The sequence below is a fragment of the Bacillus sp. FG16 genome (assembly GCF_057809515.1).
On record NZ_JBMDKC010000064.1, the window covers coordinates 1 to 24,488 of the forward strand.

At 36.4% G+C, this 24,488-nt stretch carries 28 protein-coding genes; 19 read left to right on the top strand and 9 right to left on the bottom strand.

All coding sequences use genetic code 11. From position 1 onward, the window contains the following. On the top strand, positions 1-369 hold a 369-nt coding region (locus tag ACODS7_RS21045; RefSeq protein WP_488827476.1), incomplete at its 5' end, for an LPXTG cell wall anchor domain-containing protein. Between the two features lie 110 nt (positions 370-479). Here ACODS7_RS21045 and ACODS7_RS21050 read toward each other — a convergent pair. After that, positions 480-1,469, bottom strand: coding sequence for an NAD(P)/FAD-dependent oxidoreductase (locus ACODS7_RS21050; RefSeq protein WP_016079876.1), 990 nt, complete (start codon positions 1,467-1,469; stop codon positions 480-482). A gap of 461 nt (positions 1,470-1,930) precedes the next feature. Here ACODS7_RS21050 and ACODS7_RS21055 point away from each other — a divergent pair, with 461 nt between their 5' ends. The 10 genes from ACODS7_RS21055 (at position 1,931) to ACODS7_RS21100 (ending at position 10,211) form a co-directional block, all read left to right on the top strand. Further along, the gene (locus ACODS7_RS21055; protein WP_243168733.1) at positions 1,931-3,139 is read left to right on the top strand and encodes an NAD(P)/FAD-dependent oxidoreductase; all 1,209 of its coding nucleotides are present in this window, start codon (positions 1,931-1,933) and stop codon (positions 3,137-3,139) included. A gap of 315 nt (positions 3,140-3,454) precedes the next feature. After that, the gene (locus ACODS7_RS21060) at positions 3,455-3,961 is read left to right on the top strand and encodes an NUDIX hydrolase (RefSeq protein ID WP_000517993.1); all 507 of its coding nucleotides are present in this window, start codon (positions 3,455-3,457) and stop codon (positions 3,959-3,961) included. Next, the gene (locus ACODS7_RS21065; RefSeq protein WP_016079877.1) at positions 3,958-4,275 is read left to right on the top strand and encodes a YuiB family protein; all 318 of its coding nucleotides are present in this window, start codon (positions 3,958-3,960) and stop codon (positions 4,273-4,275) included. The genes ACODS7_RS21060 and ACODS7_RS21065 overlap by 4 nt, the downstream gene beginning before the upstream one ends. A gap of 86 nt (positions 4,276-4,361) precedes the next feature. Further along, positions 4,362-4,988, top strand: coding sequence for a 3D domain-containing protein (locus ACODS7_RS21070; protein ID WP_016079878.1), 627 nt, complete (start codon positions 4,362-4,364; stop codon positions 4,986-4,988). A 145-nt stretch (positions 4,989-5,133) separates the two neighbouring features. Continuing rightward, the gene (gene pepA / locus ACODS7_RS21075) at positions 5,134-6,618 is read left to right on the top strand and encodes a cytosol aminopeptidase (RefSeq protein ID WP_243168732.1); all 1,485 of its coding nucleotides are present in this window, start codon (positions 5,134-5,136) and stop codon (positions 6,616-6,618) included. Positions 6,619-6,687: 69 nt separating this feature from the next. Next, positions 6,688-6,900, top strand: coding sequence for a hypothetical protein (locus tag ACODS7_RS21080; RefSeq protein WP_224980634.1), 213 nt, complete (start codon positions 6,688-6,690; stop codon positions 6,898-6,900). A 273-nt stretch (positions 6,901-7,173) separates the two neighbouring features. Further along, positions 7,174-8,061, top strand: coding sequence for a decaprenyl-phosphate phosphoribosyltransferase (locus ACODS7_RS21085; RefSeq protein ID WP_243168731.1), 888 nt, complete (start codon positions 7,174-7,176; stop codon positions 8,059-8,061). A gap of 102 nt (positions 8,062-8,163) precedes the next feature. Beyond that, on the top strand, positions 8,164-8,508 hold the full coding sequence (locus ACODS7_RS21090) for an EamA family transporter (RefSeq protein WP_001183889.1): 345 nt from the start codon (positions 8,164-8,166) through the stop codon (positions 8,506-8,508). 11 nt (positions 8,509-8,519) lie between these two features. Continuing rightward, positions 8,520-8,942 carry a divergent PAP2 family protein gene (locus ACODS7_RS21095; protein ID WP_000537660.1) on the top strand — a complete coding sequence of 141 codons (423 nt, stop codon included), beginning with the start codon at positions 8,520-8,522 and terminating at the stop codon, positions 8,940-8,942. Between the two features lie 15 nt (positions 8,943-8,957). Then, positions 8,958-10,211 carry a DUF6080 domain-containing protein gene (locus ACODS7_RS21100; protein ID WP_098630174.1) on the top strand — a complete coding sequence of 418 codons (1,254 nt, stop codon included), beginning with the start codon at positions 8,958-8,960 and terminating at the stop codon, positions 10,209-10,211. A 413-nt stretch (positions 10,212-10,624) separates the two neighbouring features. Here ACODS7_RS21100 and cdaS read toward each other — a convergent pair whose 3' ends face one another. Beyond that, complete coding sequence (cdaS, locus tag ACODS7_RS21105) at positions 10,625-11,230, bottom strand: sporulation-specific diadenylate cyclase CdaS (RefSeq protein WP_098630173.1); 606 nt, start codon at positions 11,228-11,230, stop codon at positions 10,625-10,627. A gap of 143 nt (positions 11,231-11,373) precedes the next feature. On the opposite strand from cdaS, the gene ACODS7_RS21110 reads away from it, so the two are divergent. Together ACODS7_RS21110 and galU are read left to right on the top strand one after the other, a co-directional pair. Next, the gene (locus tag ACODS7_RS21110; protein WP_098630172.1) at positions 11,374-13,098 is read left to right on the top strand and encodes a phospho-sugar mutase; all 1,725 of its coding nucleotides are present in this window, start codon (positions 11,374-11,376) and stop codon (positions 13,096-13,098) included. A gap of 107 nt (positions 13,099-13,205) precedes the next feature. Further along, complete coding sequence (gene galU / locus ACODS7_RS21115) at positions 13,206-14,093, top strand: UTP--glucose-1-phosphate uridylyltransferase GalU (protein ID WP_016079882.1); 888 nt, start codon at positions 13,206-13,208, stop codon at positions 14,091-14,093. A gap of 47 nt (positions 14,094-14,140) precedes the next feature. Here galU and ACODS7_RS21120 read toward each other — a convergent pair whose 3' ends face one another. Continuing rightward, positions 14,141-14,734, bottom strand: coding sequence for a biotin transporter BioY (locus ACODS7_RS21120; RefSeq protein WP_029443502.1), 594 nt, complete (start codon positions 14,732-14,734; stop codon positions 14,141-14,143). 50 nt (positions 14,735-14,784) lie between these two features. After that, positions 14,785-15,528 (bottom strand): DUF3298 and DUF4163 domain-containing protein, encoded by a 744-nt coding sequence (locus tag ACODS7_RS21125; protein ID WP_016079884.1) that lies wholly within the window; start codon positions 15,526-15,528, stop codon positions 14,785-14,787. Between the two features lie 95 nt (positions 15,529-15,623). Between ACODS7_RS21125 and ACODS7_RS21130 the strand changes: the two genes are divergently transcribed. Beyond that, a complete protein-coding gene (locus tag ACODS7_RS21130) occupies positions 15,624-16,007 on the top strand; it encodes a hotdog fold thioesterase (RefSeq protein WP_016079885.1) in 384 nt (127 codons plus the stop codon). Between the two features lie 38 nt (positions 16,008-16,045). Here the strand turns inward: ACODS7_RS21130 and ACODS7_RS21135 are convergent, their stop codons facing one another. Together ACODS7_RS21135 and ACODS7_RS21140 are read right to left on the bottom strand one after the other, a co-directional pair. Then, positions 16,046-17,422 (bottom strand): glycine--tRNA ligase, encoded by a 1,377-nt coding sequence (locus ACODS7_RS21135; protein WP_000287154.1) that lies wholly within the window; start codon positions 17,420-17,422, stop codon positions 16,046-16,048. A 346-nt stretch (positions 17,423-17,768) separates the two neighbouring features. Next, positions 17,769-18,482, bottom strand: coding sequence for a DNA alkylation repair protein (locus ACODS7_RS21140; RefSeq protein WP_029443501.1), 714 nt, complete (start codon positions 18,480-18,482; stop codon positions 17,769-17,771). Between the two features lie 117 nt (positions 18,483-18,599). On the opposite strand from ACODS7_RS21140, the gene ACODS7_RS21145 reads away from it, so the two are divergent. Further along, positions 18,600-19,067, top strand: coding sequence for a hypothetical protein (locus ACODS7_RS21145; RefSeq protein WP_000390061.1), 468 nt, complete (start codon positions 18,600-18,602; stop codon positions 19,065-19,067). Positions 19,068-19,147: 80 nt separating this feature from the next. Here ACODS7_RS21145 and ACODS7_RS21150 read toward each other — a convergent pair whose 3' ends face one another. After that, positions 19,148-20,473: an ArsB/NhaD family transporter gene (locus tag ACODS7_RS21150; protein WP_000545210.1), complete on the bottom strand. Its 1,326-nt coding sequence runs from the start codon at positions 20,471-20,473 to the stop codon at positions 19,148-19,150. A gap of 289 nt (positions 20,474-20,762) precedes the next feature. On the opposite strand from ACODS7_RS21150, the gene kapD reads away from it, so the two are divergent. After that, positions 20,763-21,386 carry a 3'-5' exonuclease KapD gene (gene kapD / locus ACODS7_RS21155; protein ID WP_000344356.1) on the top strand — a complete coding sequence of 208 codons (624 nt, stop codon included), beginning with the start codon at positions 20,763-20,765 and terminating at the stop codon, positions 21,384-21,386. A 40-nt stretch (positions 21,387-21,426) separates the two neighbouring features. On the opposite strand, the gene kapB is transcribed toward kapD, so the two are convergent. Beyond that, positions 21,427-21,810: a kinase-associated lipoprotein KapB gene (gene kapB, locus ACODS7_RS21160; protein WP_029443500.1), complete on the bottom strand. Its 384-nt coding sequence runs from the start codon at positions 21,808-21,810 to the stop codon at positions 21,427-21,429. 165 nt (positions 21,811-21,975) lie between these two features. Between kapB and ACODS7_RS21165 the strand changes: the two genes are divergently transcribed. Further along, complete coding sequence (locus ACODS7_RS21165; RefSeq protein ID WP_000982763.1) at positions 21,976-22,152, top strand: hypothetical protein; 177 nt, start codon at positions 21,976-21,978, stop codon at positions 22,150-22,152. Positions 22,153-22,220: 68 nt separating this feature from the next. Further along, positions 22,221-22,760, top strand: a complete 540-nt coding sequence (gene sodC / locus ACODS7_RS21170; RefSeq protein WP_016079888.1) for a superoxide dismutase [Cu-Zn] — start codon at positions 22,221-22,223, stop codon at positions 22,758-22,760. A 136-nt stretch (positions 22,761-22,896) separates the two neighbouring features. Here the strand turns inward: sodC and ACODS7_RS21175 are convergent, their stop codons facing one another. Then, positions 22,897-24,048: a MalY/PatB family protein gene (locus tag ACODS7_RS21175; protein ID WP_243168730.1), complete on the bottom strand. Its 1,152-nt coding sequence runs from the start codon at positions 24,046-24,048 to the stop codon at positions 22,897-22,899. A 117-nt stretch (positions 24,049-24,165) separates the two neighbouring features. On the opposite strand from ACODS7_RS21175, the gene ACODS7_RS21180 reads away from it, so the two are divergent. Continuing rightward, positions 24,166-24,417 carry a YugE family protein gene (locus ACODS7_RS21180; RefSeq protein WP_016079890.1) on the top strand — a complete coding sequence of 84 codons (252 nt, stop codon included), beginning with the start codon at positions 24,166-24,168 and terminating at the stop codon, positions 24,415-24,417. Positions 24,418-24,488: the final 71 nt, after the last annotated feature.

Below are 24,488 nucleotides of genomic sequence, written 5' to 3' on the forward strand. Positions count from 1 at the left end.
CCGAAGGAACCAGAAGTGAAACCGGAAGACCCGAAAGAGCCGAAGGAGCCAGAAGTGAAACCGGAGGATCTGAAAGACCCGAAGGAACCAGAAGTGAAACCGGAGGATCCGAAAGAACCGAAGGAGCCAGAAGTGAAACCGGAAGATCCGAAAGAGCCGAAGGAGCCAGAAGTGAAACCGGAAGACCCGAAAGATCTGAAGAAACCGGAAGTAAGACTGGAAAAGTTAAATAAAGACCCGCAAGTAAAAGTAGAAAAAGAATTACCGAAAACAGGGGCAGCACATCCATGGATGATGTCAGTTGGTGCGGGAATTTCATTCTTAGTTGGCGGAGTATTATTCGTATTAGGTAGAAGAAGAAAACAATAATTTTTGTAGACGAAAAGCACAATGAGTTCGATAGTTTATCGAACTCATTGTGCTTTCGTGGTATATAAAAGCTCCTTCCACTTATGGAAGGAGCTTTTATTTTTTTCATATTAAAACATACTTGAGCTATGCATCGGTTGAAGTTTTGCATTTGGATCGAAGTAAGCTTTTGCATTGTTTACTGCTGTCGGTGCTTCGCCAAATCCACAAGCGATAAGTTTTACTTTTCCTTCATATGTACAAATGTCACCAGCAGCGTAAATGCCAGGAATATTTGTTTCCATTTTTGAATTTACAAGGATGCTATTTTTTTGTATATCTAAGCCCCAGTTTTTAATTGGACCAAGAGAGGAAACGAAGCCGTAGTTTACAATTACGTCGTCAACATCGATGATAACCTTTTCTTCAGTTTTTACGTGCTGAAGAACAACTTGTTCAATTTTGTCATCACCAATGAGTTCAACTGGAACATACGGTGTACTTACTTCTGCACGAGAATTCATTAAGTTTTCGACGCTATGTTCATGTGCGCGGAATTTATCACGGCGATGAACGATTGTAACTTTGTCAGCAATCGGTTCTAACATCATCGTCCAGTCTACTGCTGAGTCGCCACCGCCAAATACTACGACGCGCTTGCCAGCAAATTTATTCATATCATCAACGAAATAATGTAAGTTTTTCTTTTCGTATTTTGCTGTACCTTCTAATTCTAAGCGGCGTGGTTGGAAAGCACCATTGCCGGCAGTAATAATGACTGATTTAGAATAGTGAGTTTGTTTATTCGTAACCAGTTTAAATACACCATCAGCTTGTTTTTCAAGCGTATCAACAGCTTCTTCTAAGCAAATGGTTGGATCAAATTTCTTCATTTGCTCTTTTAAGTTATCAACTAATTCTTGTGCGCGCACTTTTGGAAATCCAGCTACATCATAAATGTATTTTTCAGGGTAGAGTGCGGATAATTGTCCTCCAAGTTGAGGTAAGCTTTCAATGATTTTTACACTTGCTTGTCTCATCCCGCCATAAAATGCTGTGAATAGTCCTGTTGGACCACCACCAATAATTGTTATGTCGTAAACTTTTTGATTTTCTGCCACTTTCATTCCCCCTATAGATGGAATTTTGATATTGATTTCATATATTGTTCATATGTACACGAAAATCCTGCAAATGATGACACTTTCAAATAAATGATAGCATATTTGAGTTCATAATACTCCTGAAAACGACTGAATTGTGTGTAAGTTTTCGCGTAGGTTCTTTTTTATTGTATAAAATATACAGAAAGGAAAATACATGAAAAAAAGGCTGAAAAACCCTTGAAAACGCTATGTTATTTTAAAATATTGATAATTCTCCAGACGCTTGAATTCTGGAATAAAACCGACTAATATAGGGAAGTATTATGTTAAATTTCTATGACAAAATTCGTACGATTTTTTGACTGCGTTTTGTTATGATATAGAATGTGATAAATTCCACATTCTTGACAAATAGAGTTTTTAGTACTTGGTATTATTTCTCATTACTATTATATAAAGAAAAGGGTTGTGATTTGGTGAAGACTCCAAAAATCGTAGTTTTAGGTGCAGGTTATGGTGGGATGATTACGACTGTTCGTCTGCAAAAAGCATTATCTGTAAATGAAGCTGAAATTACGTTAGTAAACAACAACAGCTATCACTATCAAGCGACTTGGTTACACGAGAGCGCAGCTGGTACATTACAAGATGAAAAAATCTGTCTAGATATTCAAGACGTTATTGATACAAATAAAGTGAACTTTGTACAAGACACAGTAGTAGAAATTAAAGCTGCTGAAAAACGCATTATCTTAAAAGACGGCGAGTTAGAGTATGACTACTTAGTAATCGGTCTTGGTTTCGAATCAGAAACATTCGGAATTACAGGATTAAAAGAGCATGCATTCTCAATCGCTAACATTAATGCAACTCGTGAAATTCGTGAGCATATGGAAGCTAGTTTCGCTAAATATGCAGATGAGAAGCGCGATGAGTTAGTAACAATCGTTGTTGGTGGTGCTGGATTCACTGGTATCGAGTACGTAGGTGAGCTTGTAAACCGTGTTCCTGAACTTTGCAAACAGTACAATGTACCACGTGAAAAAGCACGTATCATCTGTGTAGAAGCTGCTCCAACAGCACTTCCAGGTTTCGATCCAGCATTAGTAGAATATGCTGTAAAACAACTTGAGAAAAAAGGTGTAGAATTCCGCATCGGTACAGCAATTAAAGAAGCAACTGAAGAAGGTATTATCGTTGCAAATGGCGATGATACTGAATTAATTAAGTCTGAAACAGTAGTTTGGGCTGCAGGTGTTCGTGGTAATGGTATTGTGGAAGAGTCTGGTTTTGAAGCAATGCGCGGACGTGTAAAAGTTGATGAGTACATGCACGCTCCAGGATACGAAGAGGTATTCATGGTTGGTGATGCGGCGTTAATCATTAACGAAGAAATTAACCGTCCTTATCCACCAACAGCACAAATTGCAATTCAACAAGGTTACAACATTGCACACAACTTAACTGTATTAGTTCGTGGCAAGGGCGAAATGAAAAAATTCGCATTCGATAATAAAGGATCTGTATGTTCTTTAGGTCATGACGATGCAATGGGCGTTGTTATGGGTAAAAAGTTAACAGGTTGGAAAGCTTCTTTCATGAAGAAAGTAATCGATAACCGCTACCTATTCTTATTAGGTGGACCTTTATTAGTTCTTAAAAAAGGTAAATTAAAGTTCTTTTAATATATAGTAGAAAAAGCAGAAACGGCTAAGCGCTGTTTCTGCTTTTTTTATATAATATATGTTTTCGATATAGCGATACGAAGATGGAGAAATGTTTTTTTTGAACATTACCGTATCATGAAATGAATGAATCCAATGTTTTATTTTCTTCATAATTACATTCCTGCATCTTGATATTTTTTTGTTAACAGTATATCGACAAAATGGTTTTTTTCACTTTTTGAAAAAAGGAAATTTCACAGCGAATTAAAAAGTATAGTATAATATATAGAAAAGAAAGAATATTCTGTCCGTTCGGATGGAGGAGGATGCATCATGGGGAAGCGCGGGAAAGTATGGTTAGCTGTTAGTGGCCTAGTAGCTACAAAAGATGGCAGGTGGCTATTCGTTAAGAAGAAATACAGTGGATTAAAAGGGAAATGGTCTTTACCGGCTGGTTTTGTAAATGAAGGTGAGACAGTTGATGAAGCTGTGAAACGCGAAGTGTTAGAAGAGACAGGCATTGTCGCTCATGTGAAGGGGATCATTGGTGTTCGATCGGGTGTTATTCGTGATGAAATTAGTGATAATATGATTATTTTCCTTTTGGAGCCTGAAGGAGAAAATATTATTGTACAGGAGAAAGAATTGTCTGAAGTGGCGTTCTTACATCCAGATAAGATTGCGGACGATCCGAATACGTCTGTACTTATTAAATATTTGTTAGAAGGAAGATCAGAACTACATCTTGAAGTGGACAAAACATTAAATCCAGGAGAACCATTTGGTTATACAGCCTATCACGTATTTACGGCACGTGCGAAGGAGAGGGAAAAAGAGTGAGTATACCGGTACTACTTATTTCAATGATGTTATTCTTTATTTTGTTCTTTGGAATTGGATTTTTACTCAACATGATTTTACGGGCTACATGGGTAATGGTTATTGTGTATCCGATTGTTTGTATGCTTATTATTAATAAAGCGAGTATGTGGGATTATTTTTCAAAGCCGAAAGAAACATTTTCTTCATTTGGGACAAGTGTATCGCACTTAGGACAAGCAGACATGTTTATTCTATCTACTGGATTAGTAGGGGCTGCTTTAGCAGGAGTTGTGATCAAGAAACTTCGGAAAAGCGGATATCAAATGTTTTAATCTCCAACTAAGTTGGAGATTATTTTTTTGCATATTCCTTCATCGTATAGGGAATGATTAACGATGAAGGAGTGTGGAATATAAAAATGTTAAAACGATATTGTATTCGCATTATGATGACTTGTTTACTTGCATTTGCATTATGCGTAACATGGAAGGCTTTCACAGGAGTTTCTTTATTAGAGATTGTAAAGACATATGAAGGAATGAGTGCAAAAGAAGTACATGCAGCAGAAGTTAAGAGAGATGTTGCTCCGAGTAAAGAAGTGATAAATGCTTTAGAGCAGGCAAACGACTGGTCTAAATATCGTTCAATTGAAATGACTGCAACAGGTTATACATCGGGGATTGAGTCAACAGGTAAGAGGCCAGGGCATCCAGAGTATGGTATTACATATTCAGGTGTTAAAGTGAAAAGGGATTTATATTCCACAATTGCTGCGGACTTACGCGTATTCCCGATTGGAACGATTCTCTTCGTGCCAGGTTATGGGTATGGTGTAGTAGCTGATAAAGGCGGAGCAATAAAAGGAAACCGTCTTGATTTATATTATGATACGGTGAAAGATGTTTATAGCCAATGGGGTAAGAAAAAAGTAAATGTGTATGTAGTAAAAGTAGGAAATGGTAAGTTTACAGAAGAAGAGTTAACGATGTTAAATCAAGACGAAACGATGCAAGTGTTTCGTGGTCAATATTTAAAACAAAGATAGTCTAGTCGTAATTACGCTAGACTTTTTTTCTTGGTTTATTTCATAATAGAGGAGATTTTACACGTCATATAACTGTAGTTAGAATTGTCGCATTTTATCGAAAATAAAGTTATAATGGTGGTAGAGAAATTTAGGGGGTCTGAACATGTTTCAAGTACAAAAAGAATTAGCAAGTCATGAAGCAGTAATTGTCGCTTTATTTGAAGAAGAGAAAATGAGTAGTTTTGTACAAGAACTGGACAAAGCGTTTGAAGGACAATTACAAGTTTTACTAGAAGAGAAAGAATTATCTACGAAGAAAAAGGCCATTTCGAAAGTACATAGCTTAGGAAAAACAAATGTGAAACGTTATTACTTTGTTGGTTTAGGCAAGAAAGAGTCTTATACGACAGAAACGTTACGTGCGGCTCTTGGAAAAGCGTTTAAAACATTACAAGCAGCAAAAGTACAAGATGCAGCAATCTTACTTGATTCTTTCGTAACAGAGAAATTAGACGCGATTGATGTCGCTCATATTGCAGCAGAGGTACAAGGTCTTGGTACATATGAGTTACAAACGTATAAATCAGATAAAAAGGATCGTGTAGAGTTAGAGAAGTTCACGGCTATTACAGCGGAAGATGCACAAGAAATTGAAGCCGCATTAACAGTTGGCTACGTACATGGACGTGCAACAAATTCAGCTCGTACACTTGTAAATATGCCACCAAACGTATTAACAGCGACGAAGCTTGCTGAGTATGCTGTTGAGTTAGCGGAGAAGTATGATATGGACTATAAAGTTCTTGAGAAAGAAGAGATGGAAGATCTTGGTATGGGTGCGTTACTTGCAGTAAACCAAGGTAGTGTAGAGCCACCAAAAATGATTGCTCTTATTTATAAAGGAAAAGAAGAGTGGACAGATGTCATTGGATTCGTTGGAAAAGGTATTACATACGATACAGGTGGTTATTCTTTAAAACCACGTGAAGGCATGGTTGGTATGAAAGGTGATATGGGCGGTGCAGCTGCTGTATTAGGTGCGATGGAAATTATCGGAGAACTGCGCCCAGAACAAAATGTGATCGCTGTTATTCCTTCAACTGATAACGTTGTAAGTGGTACGGCATTTAAGCCAGACGATGTAATCACATCTATGAGTGGAAAAACAATTGAAGTGTTAAATACGGATGCAGAAGGTCGTCTAGCTTTAGCTGATGGTATTACGTATGCGAAAAAACTTGGTGCGAACTACCTTGTTGATGTTGCAACATTAACAGGCGGTGTAATTGTTGCACTTGGAAACAATACGACAGGCGCAATGACAAATAATGAAGAGTTATTTGAGCAAGTGCTAGAGGCTTCTATGGAAACAGATGAACCAATTTGGCAACTACCGATTTTTGATCGCGATAAAGAACGTGTGAGAAACAGTAAGTTTGCTGATTTAAATAACTCACCAGGCCGTGAAGGACATGCGGTTATGGCAGGTACATTCCTAGGCGAATTCGCTGAAGATACACCGTGGGTACACTTAGATATCGCTGGAACATCAGAAACAAAAGGCGCGCACGACTTAGGTCCAGCTGGAGCAACTGGTGTAATGGTACGTACACTTGCAACACTTGTGGAGCGTTTCGGAGAAGAATAATTTTTTTGAATAAAAGGCTGGCTCAAATTTTGGGGGCAGCCTTTTTTATTGATAGAGTAGACCTATTTATTGGTAATTCGATATAATTTCGTTTGCTACTACGCTGTTGAAAAATGTGTTTATAAAGAAATCGTGTATAAGATTCCATTTGAAAAAGGAAGTACGGTCTGTTTCTTTACAGAACCAAGTGCATCAATTTTTTCTGGTAAGCCAATTGTAACTTTGAGTCGTGTCCCAAGCTCAAGATTAACTTCTGTAATTGTGTCAATGGAAGAATATTAGCGATGGAGACGATACGATTATTTTTAACGAGAATGCATCATCATGAAGATGGTTACTTTTAGAAAATGTTGATTTGAGTAATGAGCGTTTAATGTTGTTTTAGCTTTTTTTATTAGAAATATCAATATGAATGAGAGACCTCTTTATTGGTATTTAATAGCTGATTTTCAACATTAAACTTATGTGATATAATCTTTCCTGTATTAGAAAGAAATAACAATTTAATAGGGAGGGAATGAAGAGAGTGAAAAAAATAGAAGCACTCTTATTATTATGAGGGAAGGAACTTTATCTCAACAAAATATAGTTGTATTGTTTTTTAAACAGTTACGCCCGAAACAATGGACTAAAAACTTGCTTGTATTTGCAGCGTTAGTCTTTTCGATAAAACAAGTATCTTTAACTATGGTGGCACAAGCTGCAATTTGTTTTGCGCTATTTTGTGCAATATCTGGCTGTGTCTATATTTTAAATGATTTTATGGATATTGAGGCAGATCGACAACACCCTGTTAAGCGATATCGACCGATGGCATCGGGGGCATTAAATCCGTACTTTGCTATTATGGCAGGTTGTGTTATTTTAGTAGCGTCTTTAGTAGTTTCATATGTATTAAATCCATTATTGTGCTTAGTATTAGCAGTCTATTTTATTTTAAATGTAGCGTATTCAATTCGTTTGAAGCACGTCGTAATCATTGATATTTTAATTATTGCATCTAGATTTGTTTTACGAGCGTTGGCTGGTGGATTAGTTATTCAAGTGCCATTTACACCGTGGTTTTTATTATGTACATTATTACTGTCACTATTCTTGGCTATTAATAAAAGACGACATGAATTAGTATTGTTACAGAATAATAAAGGTTCTCATAGAAAAGTATTAGAAAGTTATTCCTCTGCTTTGTTAGATCAATTAAGTACAATTGTTACATCGGCAACTATTGTAACTTATGCTATTTTTACTTTTAATGCAGGGAAAAGTATCTATTTAATGTGGACAATCCCATTTGTAATTTACGGGATTTTTCGTTATTTATATTTAGTTCACATGGAAGATAAAGGTGGAGAACCAGATAAAGTTTTATTAGAGGATCAGCATATTTTAATAACAGTGTTGTTATATGCGATAACAGTTATTATTATACTATTGAACTTTTAATTACTCTATTCGGGTTTGTTAAAACGTTTAAGAGGAGTGTCTTAAACGTTTTTTATTTGGAATAAAACATTTTTTGAATATAAACAGTTAAGGAGTATAGAGATGCAACAATTTTTAATGATTATTTTATCAGTTGGTATGGGAGTTGTAGGGCAAATTTTATTGAAATTTGGTGCAATGAAATCACAAAGTTCAGCGGCTGTAGGTATTATGAATTTCATTAACGTACCGAACTTTTTCGGACTAGCTTTTTACGGTTTAAGTGCATTATTATGGATGATTGTGCTGAGAAAGGTTGATTTAAGTTATGCATACCCAATGGTGAGTTTCGGATATGTATTTGTTATTATTGCGTCAGCATTATTATTTGGTGAAACAATCAATTTCATGAAAATTGCTGGAATGGTATGTATAGTAGCTGGCATTTTATTTATTGCAAAATCATAGGAGGTAAAGCAATGGGAACATATTTATATTGTATACTTCCATTTATAGCTTGGGTAGCTTCGGGAGTATTGAAATTTTTAGTGAATTATCTTCGTTCTGGAAAAGATGCTTTTCGTTTAGTTGGAAATGGTGGATTTCCTAGTACGCATACAACGATTTTATCAAGTATGGTCATGACAATAGGGTTTCATGAAGGGTTTAATACACCGATGTTTGGAATCGGGATGGCAATTTTAACAATTGTTATCATTGATGCCACAGGACTTCGCCGTACAGTTGGTAAACATGCAAGAATGTTGAATAAACATATAAGTTCGGAAGAAGAAAAATTAAGAGAGCGTCAAGGACATCATTGGCATGAGATTTTTGGTGGACTTGTGTTAGGAACAGTTATTGGGTACGTGGCACATCTAATTATGTTATTTCTACCGTAGAGAGGAGAAGAAGTATTGAATATTTGGAATGGTTATAAAGGAAAGGGGATATTAGCCCTTGTCCTTTTCATTTTTTATTGGTCATTTTATTTTTTTATCGGTTGGAAAATGGATACTCACTCTAAGCTTCTTAATGAAGCGTGGGTGGTTGATACCTATTTTTCTTTTGATCAAGGGTATTATATCATCTCCTTTTTTCTTGAAAAAGTAGATATAGCAGCGGCGACCTGGTTCCGACATCCATTCCTTTATTATTTTATTCAACAATTCATGTGGATGCTGGAGACAGTAAAAGTAGGGAATATTGTACATGGTATTATATTCATTCAAACGTTTTTAAGCGCGCTCAGTGTAGTGATGATGTATACATTATGCTGTAAAATTTGTAAGAATACGATTGTTTCTTTTTTACTAGCGGTCATGTATGGATTTTCAGCTACTATGTTAGTTATTACGTGGACACCAGAATCTTTTAGCTATGCAAATTTCACATTGGTACTTATGTGCTTTGTATGCTATCCATTTATTACAGGGGAAAAAGAAGCGAAAATAGGATTTAGTATTGCGAATGTATTGTTGGCAATAGGAATAACAGGGGTTACATTAACCAATTCGTTTATGTGGTTTTTAGGTAGTGTGATGAGTTATAAGAAACTACGGAAAAAAATTATTTGGACTGGTATTTCGATTGTTATTGTCGTGGTCCTGTTTGTATTAGTAATGAACGCAAATAATGTAGTTCTTATCGAAGGATTAAAGGGTAGTATGGACTTTGCTGCGCAAGGACAGAATTTTTCACCAGAATACGTTAAGCCATCAGGTATATTAGTATTTCATCTATTATTAGGATCTTCATTCATCTTTGGACCATTCTCGGAAGTTACTTTAAGACAAGGTGAGCAATTCGCACAATTAAATATGCTTCCATCGCATACTATGATCGGGTGGATTGTGATTGTATCTGTGTATGCTTTTATAATAGTAGCTGTATGGAAAAACTTTAGAACAGAGCCTTTCGTAAGGTTTTTAAGTTTCTGTTTACTATTTAATATTGTTTTACATGGAATTGTTGGTTTTGGGGCATCTGAAGCATTTATTTATGGCGCACATATGCTGTTTACAATACCGTTATTATTAGCATATGGTTTTAAAGTGATGAGACGTGTAAAAGTAGTTGCTTTATGTTTAATATTAATATTAATAATTATAAATAACTTTGAAAGTATGCTATATTTTTATCATTTTGCAGTCTCCAATTATTCTTTATAATAAAATAGATTTTTAATAAAAGGGTACTTTAGATAGGATTTCTAAAGTACCCTTTTTTACTATTTCTTAAAAATAGATAAAGAATAATAGCTGGAAGTGAAGCATTTTAGAAAAAATATAGTTGCTATGAAAGAGGTCTAAACATGTTTTGAGTACAAAAAGAGTAGCAAACCATGAAGAGATAATTATTGTACTTAGACATCCCTGTGAGCGCATAATTTAAGGTCAGCTCGAGCAATGGTGTAGGTAATTCGTATACTTTTCGAGCATTTTGTAGAAGAATAATTTTTTGAAGAAAAAGCTGTCTCAAATTTTGGAGACAGCCTTTTTTATTGATGTGGTAGGTGTATTTGTTGGTAATTCGATATAACTTCATTTACTACCGCGCTGTTCAAAAAAGTGCTAAAAAGTGTTTATAAAGAAATCGTATACAAAATCCCATTTAAAGCAAAAGAAGTACGGCCCGTTTCTTCAGAGACAACTAATATAAGTGCATCACTCTTTTCTGATAAGCCTATTGCAGCTCTGTGACGTGTTCCTAGCTCAGGATCAACTTCTGTACTTTTCGTTAAAGGAAGAATATTAGCAGCTGAGACTATATGATTATTTTTTACGAGAACGGCACCGTCATGAAGAGGGTTACCTGGGTAAAATATTGATTCGAGTAATGGCGCAGTTAAATGAGCGTTTAATGTCGTTCCAGTTTGAATGAAAGCTTCAAGCGTCTCATTTCGTTCCACAACGATAAGAGCACCATGTTTTCTAGTGCTTAAATGTTGGATAGCTGTCGTAATAAAAGATGAACTTTCCGTATAAGGTGATAAATATGCCTGAATATAGTATGTAGCTGCCAATGTTTGTACATTTGCTAACATATGATGAATATCTTCCATTTTGCATAAAATACATTCGTCTTCTTTATCGATTGCGTTTCTCATAATCGATAGTTCTTTTTCAGCAATTTCAATCATTTGCTTTGTTTGTATTTTGAGCTCTTCTGACAAGCCCCATTCGTGCATAATCCTCATTCCCTTTAGTGGAGTATTTAACCATAGTGTATACAAATATTCCTAGTAAAATCCTGCTAGATTTTATAAAATATTGAGATACAGCATGTTTTTTTCATATAATAAAGGTATGACGAGCGAGAGGAGAGAGAAGAATGAATTGGAAACAAGAATTTAGTCGCTGGCTTTCTTACGCACAATTAGATGCAGAATTAAAAGAACAGCTAGAAAATATGAAGCAAGATGAAAAGAAAATCGAGGATAGCTTTTATAAAAATCTAGAGTTCGGCACAGGTGGTATGCGTGGTGAACTTGGTGCTGGTACGAACCGCTTAAACGTATATACAGTTCGTAAAGCAACAAAAGGATTAGCAAGCTTTATTGAAAAGTTAGGTGAGGAAGCGAAAAAACGAGGTGTTGTTGTAGCCTATGATTCTCGACATAAATCACCTGAGTTCGCAATGGAAGTCGCTGCTACACTTGGTGCACGTGGTATCACAACATATGTGTTTGAAAGCTTACGTCCAACGCCAGTGCTTTCTTTCGCAGTTCGTCATTTACATACAGTAAGTGGAATCGTTCTTACGGCAAGCCATAATCCGCCTGAATATAACGGATATAAAGTATACGGTGAAGATGGTGGACAGTTGCCTCCAAAAGAGGCAGATGAGTTAATTAGCTACGTAAACGCAGTAGAAGATGAATTAACAGTTGAAGTCGCTGATGTAGAGCAATTAAAAGTTGACGGTTTATTACATATTATTGGACAAGAAGTAGATGATGCATATGCTGCAGAATTGAACAATGTCATCATTAATAAAGAAATGGTACAAAAGGTTGGTAAAGACTTAAAAATCGTCTTTACACCATTACACGGAACATCAAATATTTCTGTACGCCGTGGTTTAAAAGAAGTTGGATTTACAGATGTAACAGTTGTAAAAGAGCAAGAGTTACCAGATCCAAACTTCTCTACAGTAAAATCACCGAACCCAGAAGAGCACGCAGCGTTTGAGTATGCAATTCGTGACGGTGAAAAGGTAGGCGCAGATGTATTAATCGCAACTGATCCTGACGCAGATCGCCTAGGTGTAGCAGTTCGTAATCATAATGGTGAGTTCCAAGTATTAACTGGTAACCAAACAGGTGCTTTAATGCTTGATTACTTACTGTCTCAAAAGAAAGAAAACGGAACACTTCCAGAGAACGGTGTCGTATTAAAAACAATCGTAACGTCTGAAATTGGCCGTACAATTGCAAAAGCATACGGTTTAGATACAGTTGATACGTTAACTGGATTTAAATTTATCGGTGAGAAAATTAGACAGTATGAAGAAAGTGGACAATACGAATTCCAATTCGGTTATGAGGAAAGCTATGGTTATTTAATCCGTCCATTCTGCCGTGATAAAGATGCAGTACAATCTGTCCTATTTGCATGTGAAGTAGCTGCATACTACAAATCACAAGGGAAAACGTTATATGATGGTCTATTAGAAGTATTTGAGAAGTATGGTTTCTTCCGTGAAGACCTTGTATCGTTAACGTTAAAAGGAAAAGATGGAGCGGAACAAATCCAAGAGATGATGGCGACGTTCCGTGAGAATCCTCCGAAAGAAGTAGCGGGCTTAACAGTCGTAGCAGTGGAGGACTATAAAGCAAGTATCGTTACATCTTTACAAGATGGACATAAAGAAGAGATTCACTTACCGAAATCAAATGTGTTAAAATATCAATTAGAAGATGGTTCATGGTTCTGCCTACGTCCATCTGGAACTGAACCGAAGATTAAGTTCTACTTCGGTGTACAAGATAGTTCTTTACAAAATAGTGAACAAAAGTTACTTACTATTAAAGAAGACATTATGAATCGTTTATAATACAAAGTAATTTTAAGTAGTAAGGAACAAAAGGGAGCGAAATCTCCCTTTTGTTTTATGTAGGAAATAATTGCTATTAATTCCGACAGGAGAGAGGGTATTTTGTGATGAAAAAAGTAAGAAAAGCGATAATCCCAGCAGCTGGATTAGGAACACGTTTTTTACCAGCAACGAAAGCAATGCCGAAAGAAATGTTACCAATAGTAGATAAACCAACGATCCAGTACATTGTAGAAGAAGCAGTGAAATCGGGCATTGAAGATATTATTATCGTTACTGGTAAAACGAAGCGTTCTATCGAAGATCATTTCGATAACGCATTTGAACTAGAGCAAAACTTATTAGAGAAGAAAAAATATGAGTTGCTTGAAAAAGTACAAGCTTCTTCAAAAATGGTAGATATTCATTATATCCGTCAAAAAGAGCCGAAGGGGCTAGGGCATGCTGTTTGGTGCGCACGTAAATTCATTGGTGATGAGCCGTTTGCAGTGTTACTAGGTGATGATATTGTCCAAGCTGAGAAACCATGTTTACGTCAATTAATGGATGAGTATGAAAAAACACTTTCTTCTGTTATTGGTGTACAAACTGTTCCAGAAACAGAAACACACCGTTACGGAATTATCGATCCATTAGAACAAGAAGGTCGTCGTTACCAAGTTCGCAATTTCGTTGAGAAACCAGCACAAGGTACAGCACCTTCAAACTTAGCGATTATGGGCCGTTACATTTTAACGCCTGAAATCTTTATGTTCTTAGAACAGCAACATGTCGGTGCTGGCGGTGAAATTCAGTTAACAGATGCAATCCAAAGCTTAAATGAAATTCAACGTGTATTTGCTTACGATTTCGAAGGAAAGCGCTACGACGTAGGTGAAAAGCTAGGATTTGTTCAAACGACAATTGAAATGGCCCTGCAACACCCAGAATTACGTGATGACATGGTTGCAATGATGAAGAAAATTTTAGAAGAACAATCGAATCAAGAGTCTTAATATAAAAAAAAGAGTTATTGCAGCAAGCTGCAATAACTCTTTTTTTATTATGAAATCGTCGAATGAGAATGCTGATAAGCAGAACGACGCACAGCATAGTATATGCGAGGTGCGATAATAGCACCGATAATTGTAAATGCAATATCTTTTACTGCGAACCACATCATAATCATCCAAGCAGCTTTATAACTCATATTACCGCCCATAAAGAGATTGACTGCCCCGTACATGTAAGTAGTACCGATTATATAAGTTAAAATAATTCCTGTGAAAGAGGCAATTGCAAATGTAATGAATGTTGGTCTTTCTTTTTGTTCTACTAATTTTCCTGATACGTAAGCAACGATAATAAATGCGATAATAAAACCACCAGTAGGATCTAAAAGTGCTCCAAATCCAGCTTTGAAGTTAGCGAAGATTGGTGCGCCTGCTACGCCAACGAGCATATAAACAGCCATGGATAAAGCACCAAGTCTACTTCCAAGAAGAAGACCTGCTAAAATTGCGAAAAATGGTTGCATAGATAATGGGATGCCCGCTACTTGAAGGAATGGTGCCCAAGATACAATATTTGCACCGATGGCCATAAGAGCAACGAACATGGCAGCTAATGCTAAATCTAAAACATGTAATCTCCTCATAATGTTAACCTCCTGTTGTTTTTAGGTTAACATTATCGTAGCGAAAATATTTACTTGTTGTCAATCAAAATATTTTGATAAGAAGGCTTTAAATAGTCCCTTAGTAATGTATATGGAATACGGAATTGCGGAATTCCACTTGAATACGGAGCAATCTCATATAAAGGGAAATAAATGACGAGATTGTCTGGCTCTAAAAAGAAGTGAAACTTTTTCATACTCATTACCTTTTCAGTCGCATCAGGAAAATAAATACTTTCATTTTGTTTAATTTGTCTTACAATCTCTGCACGGATTACATCTTTATATTTATCTTTTTGTTGAAATAAATCGTCTAAGTGCAGTAGCTTTTTTTCGTTTAAATCAAATGTATTTGCCTTCCACGCATAAAGACCGTGTGCTCCGCCAGTATATTGATAGTAATTCACATATAGGCTAAGAAAAGGTGGTTTGTTTAAAGAGATTTTATAATCAACATTAGCTACGTACGGATGAAATGGTGTACTAGATCCTTCTGTTTCTTTATAATATTTTTTTGCTTCTTTTTCTAATTTGTTTTTAAATTTGTCAGTGGATTTTTTGTAGTATAAATTGAGCTTATTTTGAAATGTAGAGTCAGAAAAGTTGTGAAAAGAAGGCCTATTTATTTGATATTCTATATAAGGTTTCTTACCTTTTTGCGTTACAGTCTTAACATCGATTGTCAGGTTAGATGCTTTGGCTGTTATTGCACAATTTGGTACAATAGTCAGCAAGGAGAACATAAGCAGTAATATACAAAATTTCTGTTTCATTTAGGTGAAGCCTCCTTATATAAGTGTTATAAGTAGTTTGAAAATAAATAGGTAAAATTATACATTTAATTAAAACAAGAGAAGGAGGAAGCGATATGGCAAAAACTTTAATGGATTCACTTGGAATTGAGTTGTTAGAGATGACAGAAGATAAGGTGGTTGCTACGATGCCTGTTGATGAGCGTACGCATCAGCCATTTGGATTTTTACATGGCGGTGCATCGGTTGCATTAGCGGAAACAGTGGCAAGTGTTGGTTCATACAATTTAATTGATCAAGAAAAATGTATTTGTTTCGGATTAGAAATTAATGCAAACCACATTCGATCAAAGAAAGATGGAATTGTAACAGCGATTGGAACACCAATACATAGAGGACAATCGACAATGGTTTGGGATATTCGCATTATTGATGAAAATGATGATTTACTATGTATATCAAGATGTACAGTAGCAATTAAAGAAAAACGTGAAAAGTAAAAAAGAGGCGCTCTTATGAGCAGCCTCTTTTTTTATAATTAGAACTGGATTTTCTTCTCTAAGAAACCTTTTAGTTCGCTAATTGGCATACGAACTTGTTCCATTGTGTCACGGTCACGTACTGTAACAGCTTTGTCTTCAACTGAGTCGAAGTCGTATGTGATACAGAATGGTGTACCGATTTCGTCTTGACGACGGTAACGTTTACCGATAGAACCAGTTTCATCAAAGTCTACCATGAAGTCTTTAGCTAATTCTGCGAATACTTCAGTAGCACCTTCAGATAGCTTTTTAGATAATGGTAAGATAGCTGCTTTGTATGGTGCTAAAGCAGGGTGGAAACGAAGAACTGTACGAGAATCGTTTTCTAATTGCTCTTCTTCATATGCATCACATAAGAATGCTAATGTTACGCGGTCTGCGCCTAAAGATGGCTCGATGCAGTATGGTACGTAACGCTCATTCGTTTGTGGATCGATATAGTTAAAGTCTTCGTTTGAGTGTTCCATGTGACGTTTTAAGTCGAAGTCTGTACGAGATGCAACGCCCCAAAGTTCGCCCCAACCGAATGGGAATTTGAATTCGATGTCAGTTGTTGCATTACTGTAGTGAGATAACTCTTCTTCACCGTGGTCACGAAGACGCATGCTCTCTTCAGTCATACCAAGTGAAAGTAACCAGTTTTTACAAGTTTCACGCCAGAATGCGAACCACTCTAAATCTTCACCAGGCTTACAGAAGAATTCAAGTTCCATTTGTTCGAATTCACGTGTACGGAATGTGAAGTTACCAGGCGTGATTTCGTTACGGAAACTCTTACCGATTTGGCCAATACCAAATGGAAGCTTTTTACGCATAGAGCGTTGAACGTTTTTGAAGTTTACGAAAATACCTTGTGCTGTTTCAGGACGAAGGAAGATTTCGTTTGTGCTAGACTCTGTAACACCTTGGAATGTTTTGAACATTAAGTTGAACTGACGAATTTCAGTGAATTCTTCACTACCGCAATCAGGACATTTTACTTCATGTTCTTTCATTAAGTCAGCCATTTGGTCGAAAGTAAGACCGTCAACAACCATTTCGATGCCTTTTGCATCTAAAGCATCCTCAATTAATTTGTCAGCACGGTGACGAGCTTTACATTTTTTACAGTCGATCATTGGATCGTTGAAGTTACCAACGTGACCAGAAGCGATCCAAGTTTTAGGGTTCATTAAAATAGCTGCGTCTAAACCAACGTTGTATGGAGATTCTTGAATGAATTTTTTCCACCAAGCTTTTTTAACGTTATTTTTTAATTCGATTCCAAGTGGACCGTAATCCCAAGTGTTTGCAAGACCACCGTAAATTTCAGAACCAGGGAAAACAAAACCGCGATGTTTCGCTAAGTTTACAACTTGTTCCATTGAATACATAAGAAAATCCTCCTTTTGAAAGTTAACGTATTGGCGATGACATACTCTGGTACTTTGGAAACGAGCAGTATATGCTAAAAAGAACATAAAAAAACGCTCATCCCAAGGCTTATTTGCCTAGGGACGAGCGTTTGCCCGCGGTTCCACCCTAGTTGATACACAAAAGGTGCATCCACTTTATCATGTATTGCTCGGGACTGCCGTTTCCTTGCGGCTTCAGGCTTTCACTATCCCTGAATCGCTTTTTATGCAAGTACTTATAAGTCCGTCATCGCTACTTATATTAGTAATAATGAACATATTCTAACACGTTCTTTTTTAAATCTCAATAGAGGAACGCGTCTATCTATGATAGAGTCTCGCCTATTTTTTCATTATTTATTCCGTAATTTTCTTTAATATGCTTAATTGCTTCACGCTTACTTAATGGAGCGAGCTCGTTGTTTTGCACGTATTCCCAAACTACATCCGGATTTGTTTTTGCATATTCACGAAGGATCCAGCCAATCGCTTTTTGAATGAAAAATTCTTTTGAAGAATGTAGTTGTCCAATAATCCAGAAAAGAAGTTCTTCATCCATCTTTTGTTTATATTTCAGTTGGAATAAAATAGCGGCGCGTTGTAACCATATGTTATCTGATGCAATCCATTTTGGAATATACGCAGAAATCAATTCTGGGTGTTTTAAAAAGATAGTACCTAAGAATGTAGGGACGATGCTATCGACAGAGTCCCACCAAGATTTTGTGACAATAAGTTCTTCTAAGAAGGGGATATGAGTTTCGTTTATATGCTTTTTATATTTTTGCATAATATCAAGTGCGGCCGCTTGGAATTCACGTTCTGGTAAGTCCCAAAGCTCACGTACGATAATTTGGAAGTCTTTTTTATCTGGGAGAGTATGTATTTGAATGACGTCTTTTAATAATTGGCGTCTTTCCGGTGTTTGAATACCTAGAAATGGGAAGTGATTTTTCATATAACGAGCCATAGGTTCTGCTTTTTCAGGATTTTGATGAGCTGTAAAATGCTCTTGTAATGCTTTTACAAATGGATGCATAAGTGTTTCTCCTCTCTTATTTTCTTTCTTCTCTTATTATACAAAGAGTTTGGATAAATTTTAAAACATAACTTGCAATGTAATGAAATATGTTGAAAGTAGAGAGGAGAGGATAAGATGGAGGATCAAGGCGTACTAGCAGGTTTCTTTGCTCTTAGTTTTGCGTTTATTCTTGTTATATTGATTTGGGCAATTATTTCATATTTGTTAACGGCTTTTGCACTTTATTCGATGGCGAAAAATGATGGTGCAACGGACGGGGTGCTTGCGTTTATTCCGTTTTTGAATAGTAAGACGTGGGGTGACTTAGCGAAAGATAAATTACCAGATTTTTTGAAAGAAGAAGCAGGGTGGAAAGTATTCGGTATATATGTTGCATGTTTCATTTTTAATTTCGTACCAATTATAAGTTTACTAGCAACAGCTGTATCGATTGTATTGTCCATTTATCTTATCTACGCTATTTTAGACAGATATGGAACGAACTCTATATTATTTACGATTATTCATGTAATCACATTTTCGGTTTTTTTACCGATTCATTTATTTATTATTCGAAATGAACCGGTGAGATATAAAGAGTAGATTTTTCGTTTTTGTTGATAAGTCGATATATTTTAGATATAAGTAAAAAAAGCGCCCTGATTATCAGAGCGCTTTTTCTATTACATAAGGTAGCGTAAGTAAATATAAATGTGAGAAATGATTAATGAAACGATCATAATTGGGAAACCGACTTTTAGGAATTCCATGTAACTAAATTTATGTCCTTCGCGGCTCGCGATACCTGCAACGATTACGTTAGCAGAAGCTCCGATTAATGTTCCGTTTCCGCCGAGACAAGCACCTAGTGCTAATGCCCACCATAATACATCGATTTGTGCATCAGATGGTGATAAGCCTAGCCCAACTGCCATATCGTTAATAAGTGGAATCATTGTTGCGACGAATGGGATGTTATCAATTGTTGCAGAGGCGATACCAGATACCCATAAAATAAGGATGGATGCGTAAGAAATATCTCCGCCTGTTATACCAATTACTTTTTGAGCTAACATTTTGATAAGACCAATATCGATAAGTCCTCCAACAAGTACGAATAGCCCTGCGAAGAAGAAAATTGTTACCCACTCTACGCTTGCAAATACTTCTTCAATTTCATGCTCTTTCACACCAATTAACATAAGTACAGTAGCACCAGTTAAGGCAATGATAGCCGCATCAATATGGAAAATAGAATGAGTCATGAAACCTACAATCGTAAGTCCAAGCACTGTTAAAGATTTTTTCATTAATACTGGATCTTTAATGTATTGTTTTTCATCTAAGCTCATTAATTTTTTAACTTGTACAGGATCGGCAATTAATTGTTTACGGTACATGAAGTAAAGTATTGTTGCTGTAACTCCAATAATAATAATTACGATTGGTGCTAGATTCAATAGGAAAGCATTGAAGTCTAAATGCTTATTGGCAGAACCAATCATAATGTTAGGTGGATCACCAATTAATGTTGCTGTTCCCCCAATGTTTGAAAAAATAATTTCAGAAAGTAAATATGGAACAGGATTTACTTGCAGTATGCGCGTAATAGATAAAGTAACTGGAACAACAAGAAGTACAGTTGTAACGTTATCTAAAAATGCGGAGCCAAGCGCGGTAAGTAGGGAAAGGGAAATTAAAATTTTAATTGGATTTCCTTGTGCCCCTTTTGCTGCTTTAATGGCAACGTATTGGAAAACACCTGATTTACTCGTAATGTTCACCAAAATCATCATACCGATGAGTAGCGTAATCGTTCCCCATTCAATATGTTTCGTAAAGGCGTTATGTAAATCGACGACCCCCACAATTACCATGAATGCTGCACCAAGAAGTGCGATGACAGCGCGATTAATTTTTTCAGAAATAATAATGGCATATGTAATTAAAAAGACTGCGATAGCAAAATAATACTGCCAGTTAGCGAGTTCTTGCGTTGTTTCGTGCAAAAATCTCATCTCCTTTCATTCGTTTTTCTTAGTGTGTCAAATATTAACTAGATGAAACACACATAACGTCATTATAAAGTAGAAAAACTGCGGATGTAAATGAAAGGAGGGATTTTGTCATATTTTCTGCATAGGTCATTTTTTCTTATTTTTTAAAATATTTGTGGGCATTTGACATATATATAAGATACATCCAATCTGAATATTTAAAATGGAATTAGCATTCGAGCTTGTTCGTGTAGGAGTGTCAAATAGAAAGGAATGACAAAAATGATAAGGAAGGGATCGTATGGATGAACAACGATTTTTATTTTTAGACTTTGAGTTTACGATGCCCCAGCATAGAAAGAAACCGAAAGGATTTTTTCCGGAAATTATTGAGGTAGGACTCGTTTCAGTTGCTGGCTGTAAGGTGGAAGATACGTATTCATCACATGTCAGGCCGAAAACATTTCCCTCTTTAACGGATCGATGTAAGAAGTTTTTAGGAATAAAACAAGAAGTCGTGGATAAAGGGATTTCATTTCCTGAACTCGTTAAGAAGCTTGCAGAATACGAAACGAAATGTAAACCGACAATTGTAACGTGGGGAAATATGGATATGAAAGTGCTGAAGCATAATTGTGAAATGGCAGGGATAGCTTTTCCATTCTTCGGACAGTGTCGTGATTTATCGCTTGAGTATAAAAAGTTTTTTGGAGAAAGAAATCAAACAGGATTATGGAAAGCAATTGAGGCGTACGGAAAAGTAGGGACAGGGAAGCATCATTGTGCGCTTGATGATGCGATGACGACGTACAATATTTTTAAACTAGTAGAAAAAGATAAAGAGTATTTAGTAAAACCAGCACCTCCAACATTAGGAGAACTCGTTGATTTTTCAAAAGTGTTAAAGAAAGTGAGCACACAGTAACGACCAAATTGCACATTATGTAATTTGGTCGTTTTGTTTTTTACAGTTTGTAGTCTTTCTTTAACTGTTCTAATGTTTCTAGACTACGCTCTGCAAAAGGTGAATCATCTTCAGAAAATGAATTCATTTGAGTTTCTAATGCTAATTTTAGTGACTCGGTATAATCCGGAATTTCTCCTTCATATTTCTTTACCATTTGCTCTGGAATGTTCGTTTGCTCACGAAAAGCTAAAGCACGTCTTTCATGGAAAAATGGTACGTCAGCTTGTTTTACGTTATGTAAGTCACCTTGCACCGGATGTTTTAAAACAGCTAATACTTTTACGACATAACTACCAGGACGGCGATTTGTAATTTCGCCGATGTATTTTCCTGTTTTATAAATACCAGTAACGATTTCACCAATTTCAAATGTTTCTCTCATATTTTTCACCTCAAGTTTATAGTAAGGAAAGTAGGAGAAGGAGTCAAAGAAATCATTCGCTTTCGGAACGCCCCCTTGAGAATATGGATAGGTTCCACTATAATTTAAAGTGATATAACAGAAAATTCTGATGTTTTATAAATCCTATAATAAGGAGTGTTCTATATGATGCCTTTATATTTTCCGGAAGATAAAACAGAATATATTATTCCAGGGATTGTTTGCGTGCTATTTATCATTGGTGCCGTTGCTACGTGGCGTATGTTCATTCGTGTATCAAAACGCGAAGCGGAGCGATTACAGAAAGTTGAAGAAAAACTTTTAGCGGAAAAGAAACAGTAACTCATTTTTGTATGTTTCCCTCTATGCTCGGACAATCTAAGGGCAGAATATATTTTGGAGGGAATGGAATGAAGAAACGGCTTTTTTTCAGTTGTTGTTTATTATTTCTGATGGCAGGTTGTGACCAAGGAAAGCCGAAAGAAATTGAAGTGAAATTACATAATGCTTCAGGAGATGAAGTAGGGACTGCGAAAGTAGTGCAGCAAACAAGTGGAGTGAAAATTACGATTAAAGGAGAAGGTTTCACTCCAGGACCACACGGACTACATGTACATGAAATCGGAGAGTGTAAGGCACCTCGTTTTGAATCAGCCGGGAATCATTTTAATCCTGATGATAAAAAACATGGTCTTCTTAATCCGAAGGGTGCAGAAAACGGTGATTTACCGAACGTAGTTGCAGATGGTTCTGGAAAGATTAAAGCAGAAATCGATGCACCTCACATCACACTTGAAGAAGGAAAAACGACGATTCATAGAAAAGATGGAGCGTCTATTATTATTACAGAAAACCCTGATGATGGTATGACACAACCGACAGGTAAATCAGGCGATCGAATTGCTTGTGGCGTAATTGTAAAAAAAGCATCGGATATGAAGAAAAAGTAAAAGCTACCGTGCTGGTAGCTTTTTTTGTGTAGTATAAGTGAAAATATATCAGCGATTATTGGAATATATCGACTTACCGACAAAATATGACAAAGGAGTCTGTCCAAGAATGATTAGGGGACAGACTCCTCTATTATTATGAAAACGTATGACGCAGTCTGTTCAAAATTTTTTCTAAAACAGATCGTGGACAGCCGATGTTAATTCGAATATGTTCTTCGCCACCTAACCCGTATTTCTCACCAGGTTCAACGATGATTTTTCCTTTTTCCTCAAGTAGTGCGGTACGCTCGCTTTGAGAAAGATTTAGACGAGAACAATCAATCCATAATAAAAAGCTACCTTCTGGCTTCGTTACGGAAAGAGCAGGTATGTGAGTTTTAATATATTCACAAGCAAATTGAGCATTATCTTCTATATATAACCGAATTTCTTTTAGCCAACCATTACATTCTGTATAGGCACTTTGCATCGCTGTGTAGGCGAAGATATTTAACCCGTGGAAGCCTTGTCTATATTGGATAGCTGTAAAGGCGTGACGGAGTTTTTCGTTTGGAATGATAATAATCGACGCTTGTAATCCAGCGATATTAAATGTTTTACTTGGAGCCATACAAGTGATAGTGCGCTCTGCTAATTCTTCAGATAAGGAAGCGAACGGCGTATGTGTATGGTCTGCATAAATGATATCGGAATGAATTTCATCCGCGACAACGATAACGTCATATTTAGTACATAACGATCCGAGCTGCGCAAGTTCCTCTTTCGTCCAAACGCGTCCGATTGGATTATGAGGGCTACAAAGAAGCATGAGTTTGACGCCTTGCTGAAACTGCTTTTCTAAATGCTCGAAGTCTATCACATATGTATCATTTTGTTTCTGTAATGGACTCACGCATAACTGCCTGTTGTTTGTTGTGACCATTTCGAAAAATGGAGGATAAATAGGTGGTTGTACGAGAACGGATTCGTTTTCTTTTGTGAAAGCCTGTATGCTCGTACTAAGAGCTGGAACGATCCCCGCACTAAAAACGATCCATTCTTTTTGAATGTCCCAGTTATATTGTTTTTTTGTCCAGTTACAAATAATATCTCCAATATTTTCGGGAGGAAGTGTATAGCCGAAAATAGGATGCTCAATACGTTTCTTTAAAGCAGTTTGAATTTGTGTTGGTACTTCAAAATCCATATCAGCAATCCAAGCGTGGAGAAGTTCTTCGTTTTTATAAGTATCCCATTTTGTGCTATGTGTTCCACGCCGATTTACTGTTTTATGAAATAGTTGCATACGTTTGCCCCCTTATTCTGTAAAACCGTTAAGTTATGAAAGTTCTCTCTCTTCTTATAGAATAGCTGATGTGATAGGATAAAGAAAAGTATTAAAAAGTGAAAAGGCGGGAAGCGAATGGGTACATATGAAAAGATGATAGAGGTTGTGAAGAATTGGGATCCGTTTCAAATGGGACCGGAGTTTTATGAAACAGAAGCGAGCGATGTTGTGAACGTCATAAGTGTGTTTGACGATTCAAAATACATCGCAAAGAAGATTCAACATATATACTTTATGTCTTTTGAGGAAGTACCTGCGCTTGAAAAATGTGAGAAATTAGCTGTGGAATTACTTGTAATAAAAGAAGGCGGAAGCTGTTCATTATAGGCTGTCGGAATTTCCGACAGCCTTTTTTATATTATCCCGCTATTTGCTGGGCAGTAAGACCCCCCACCTCA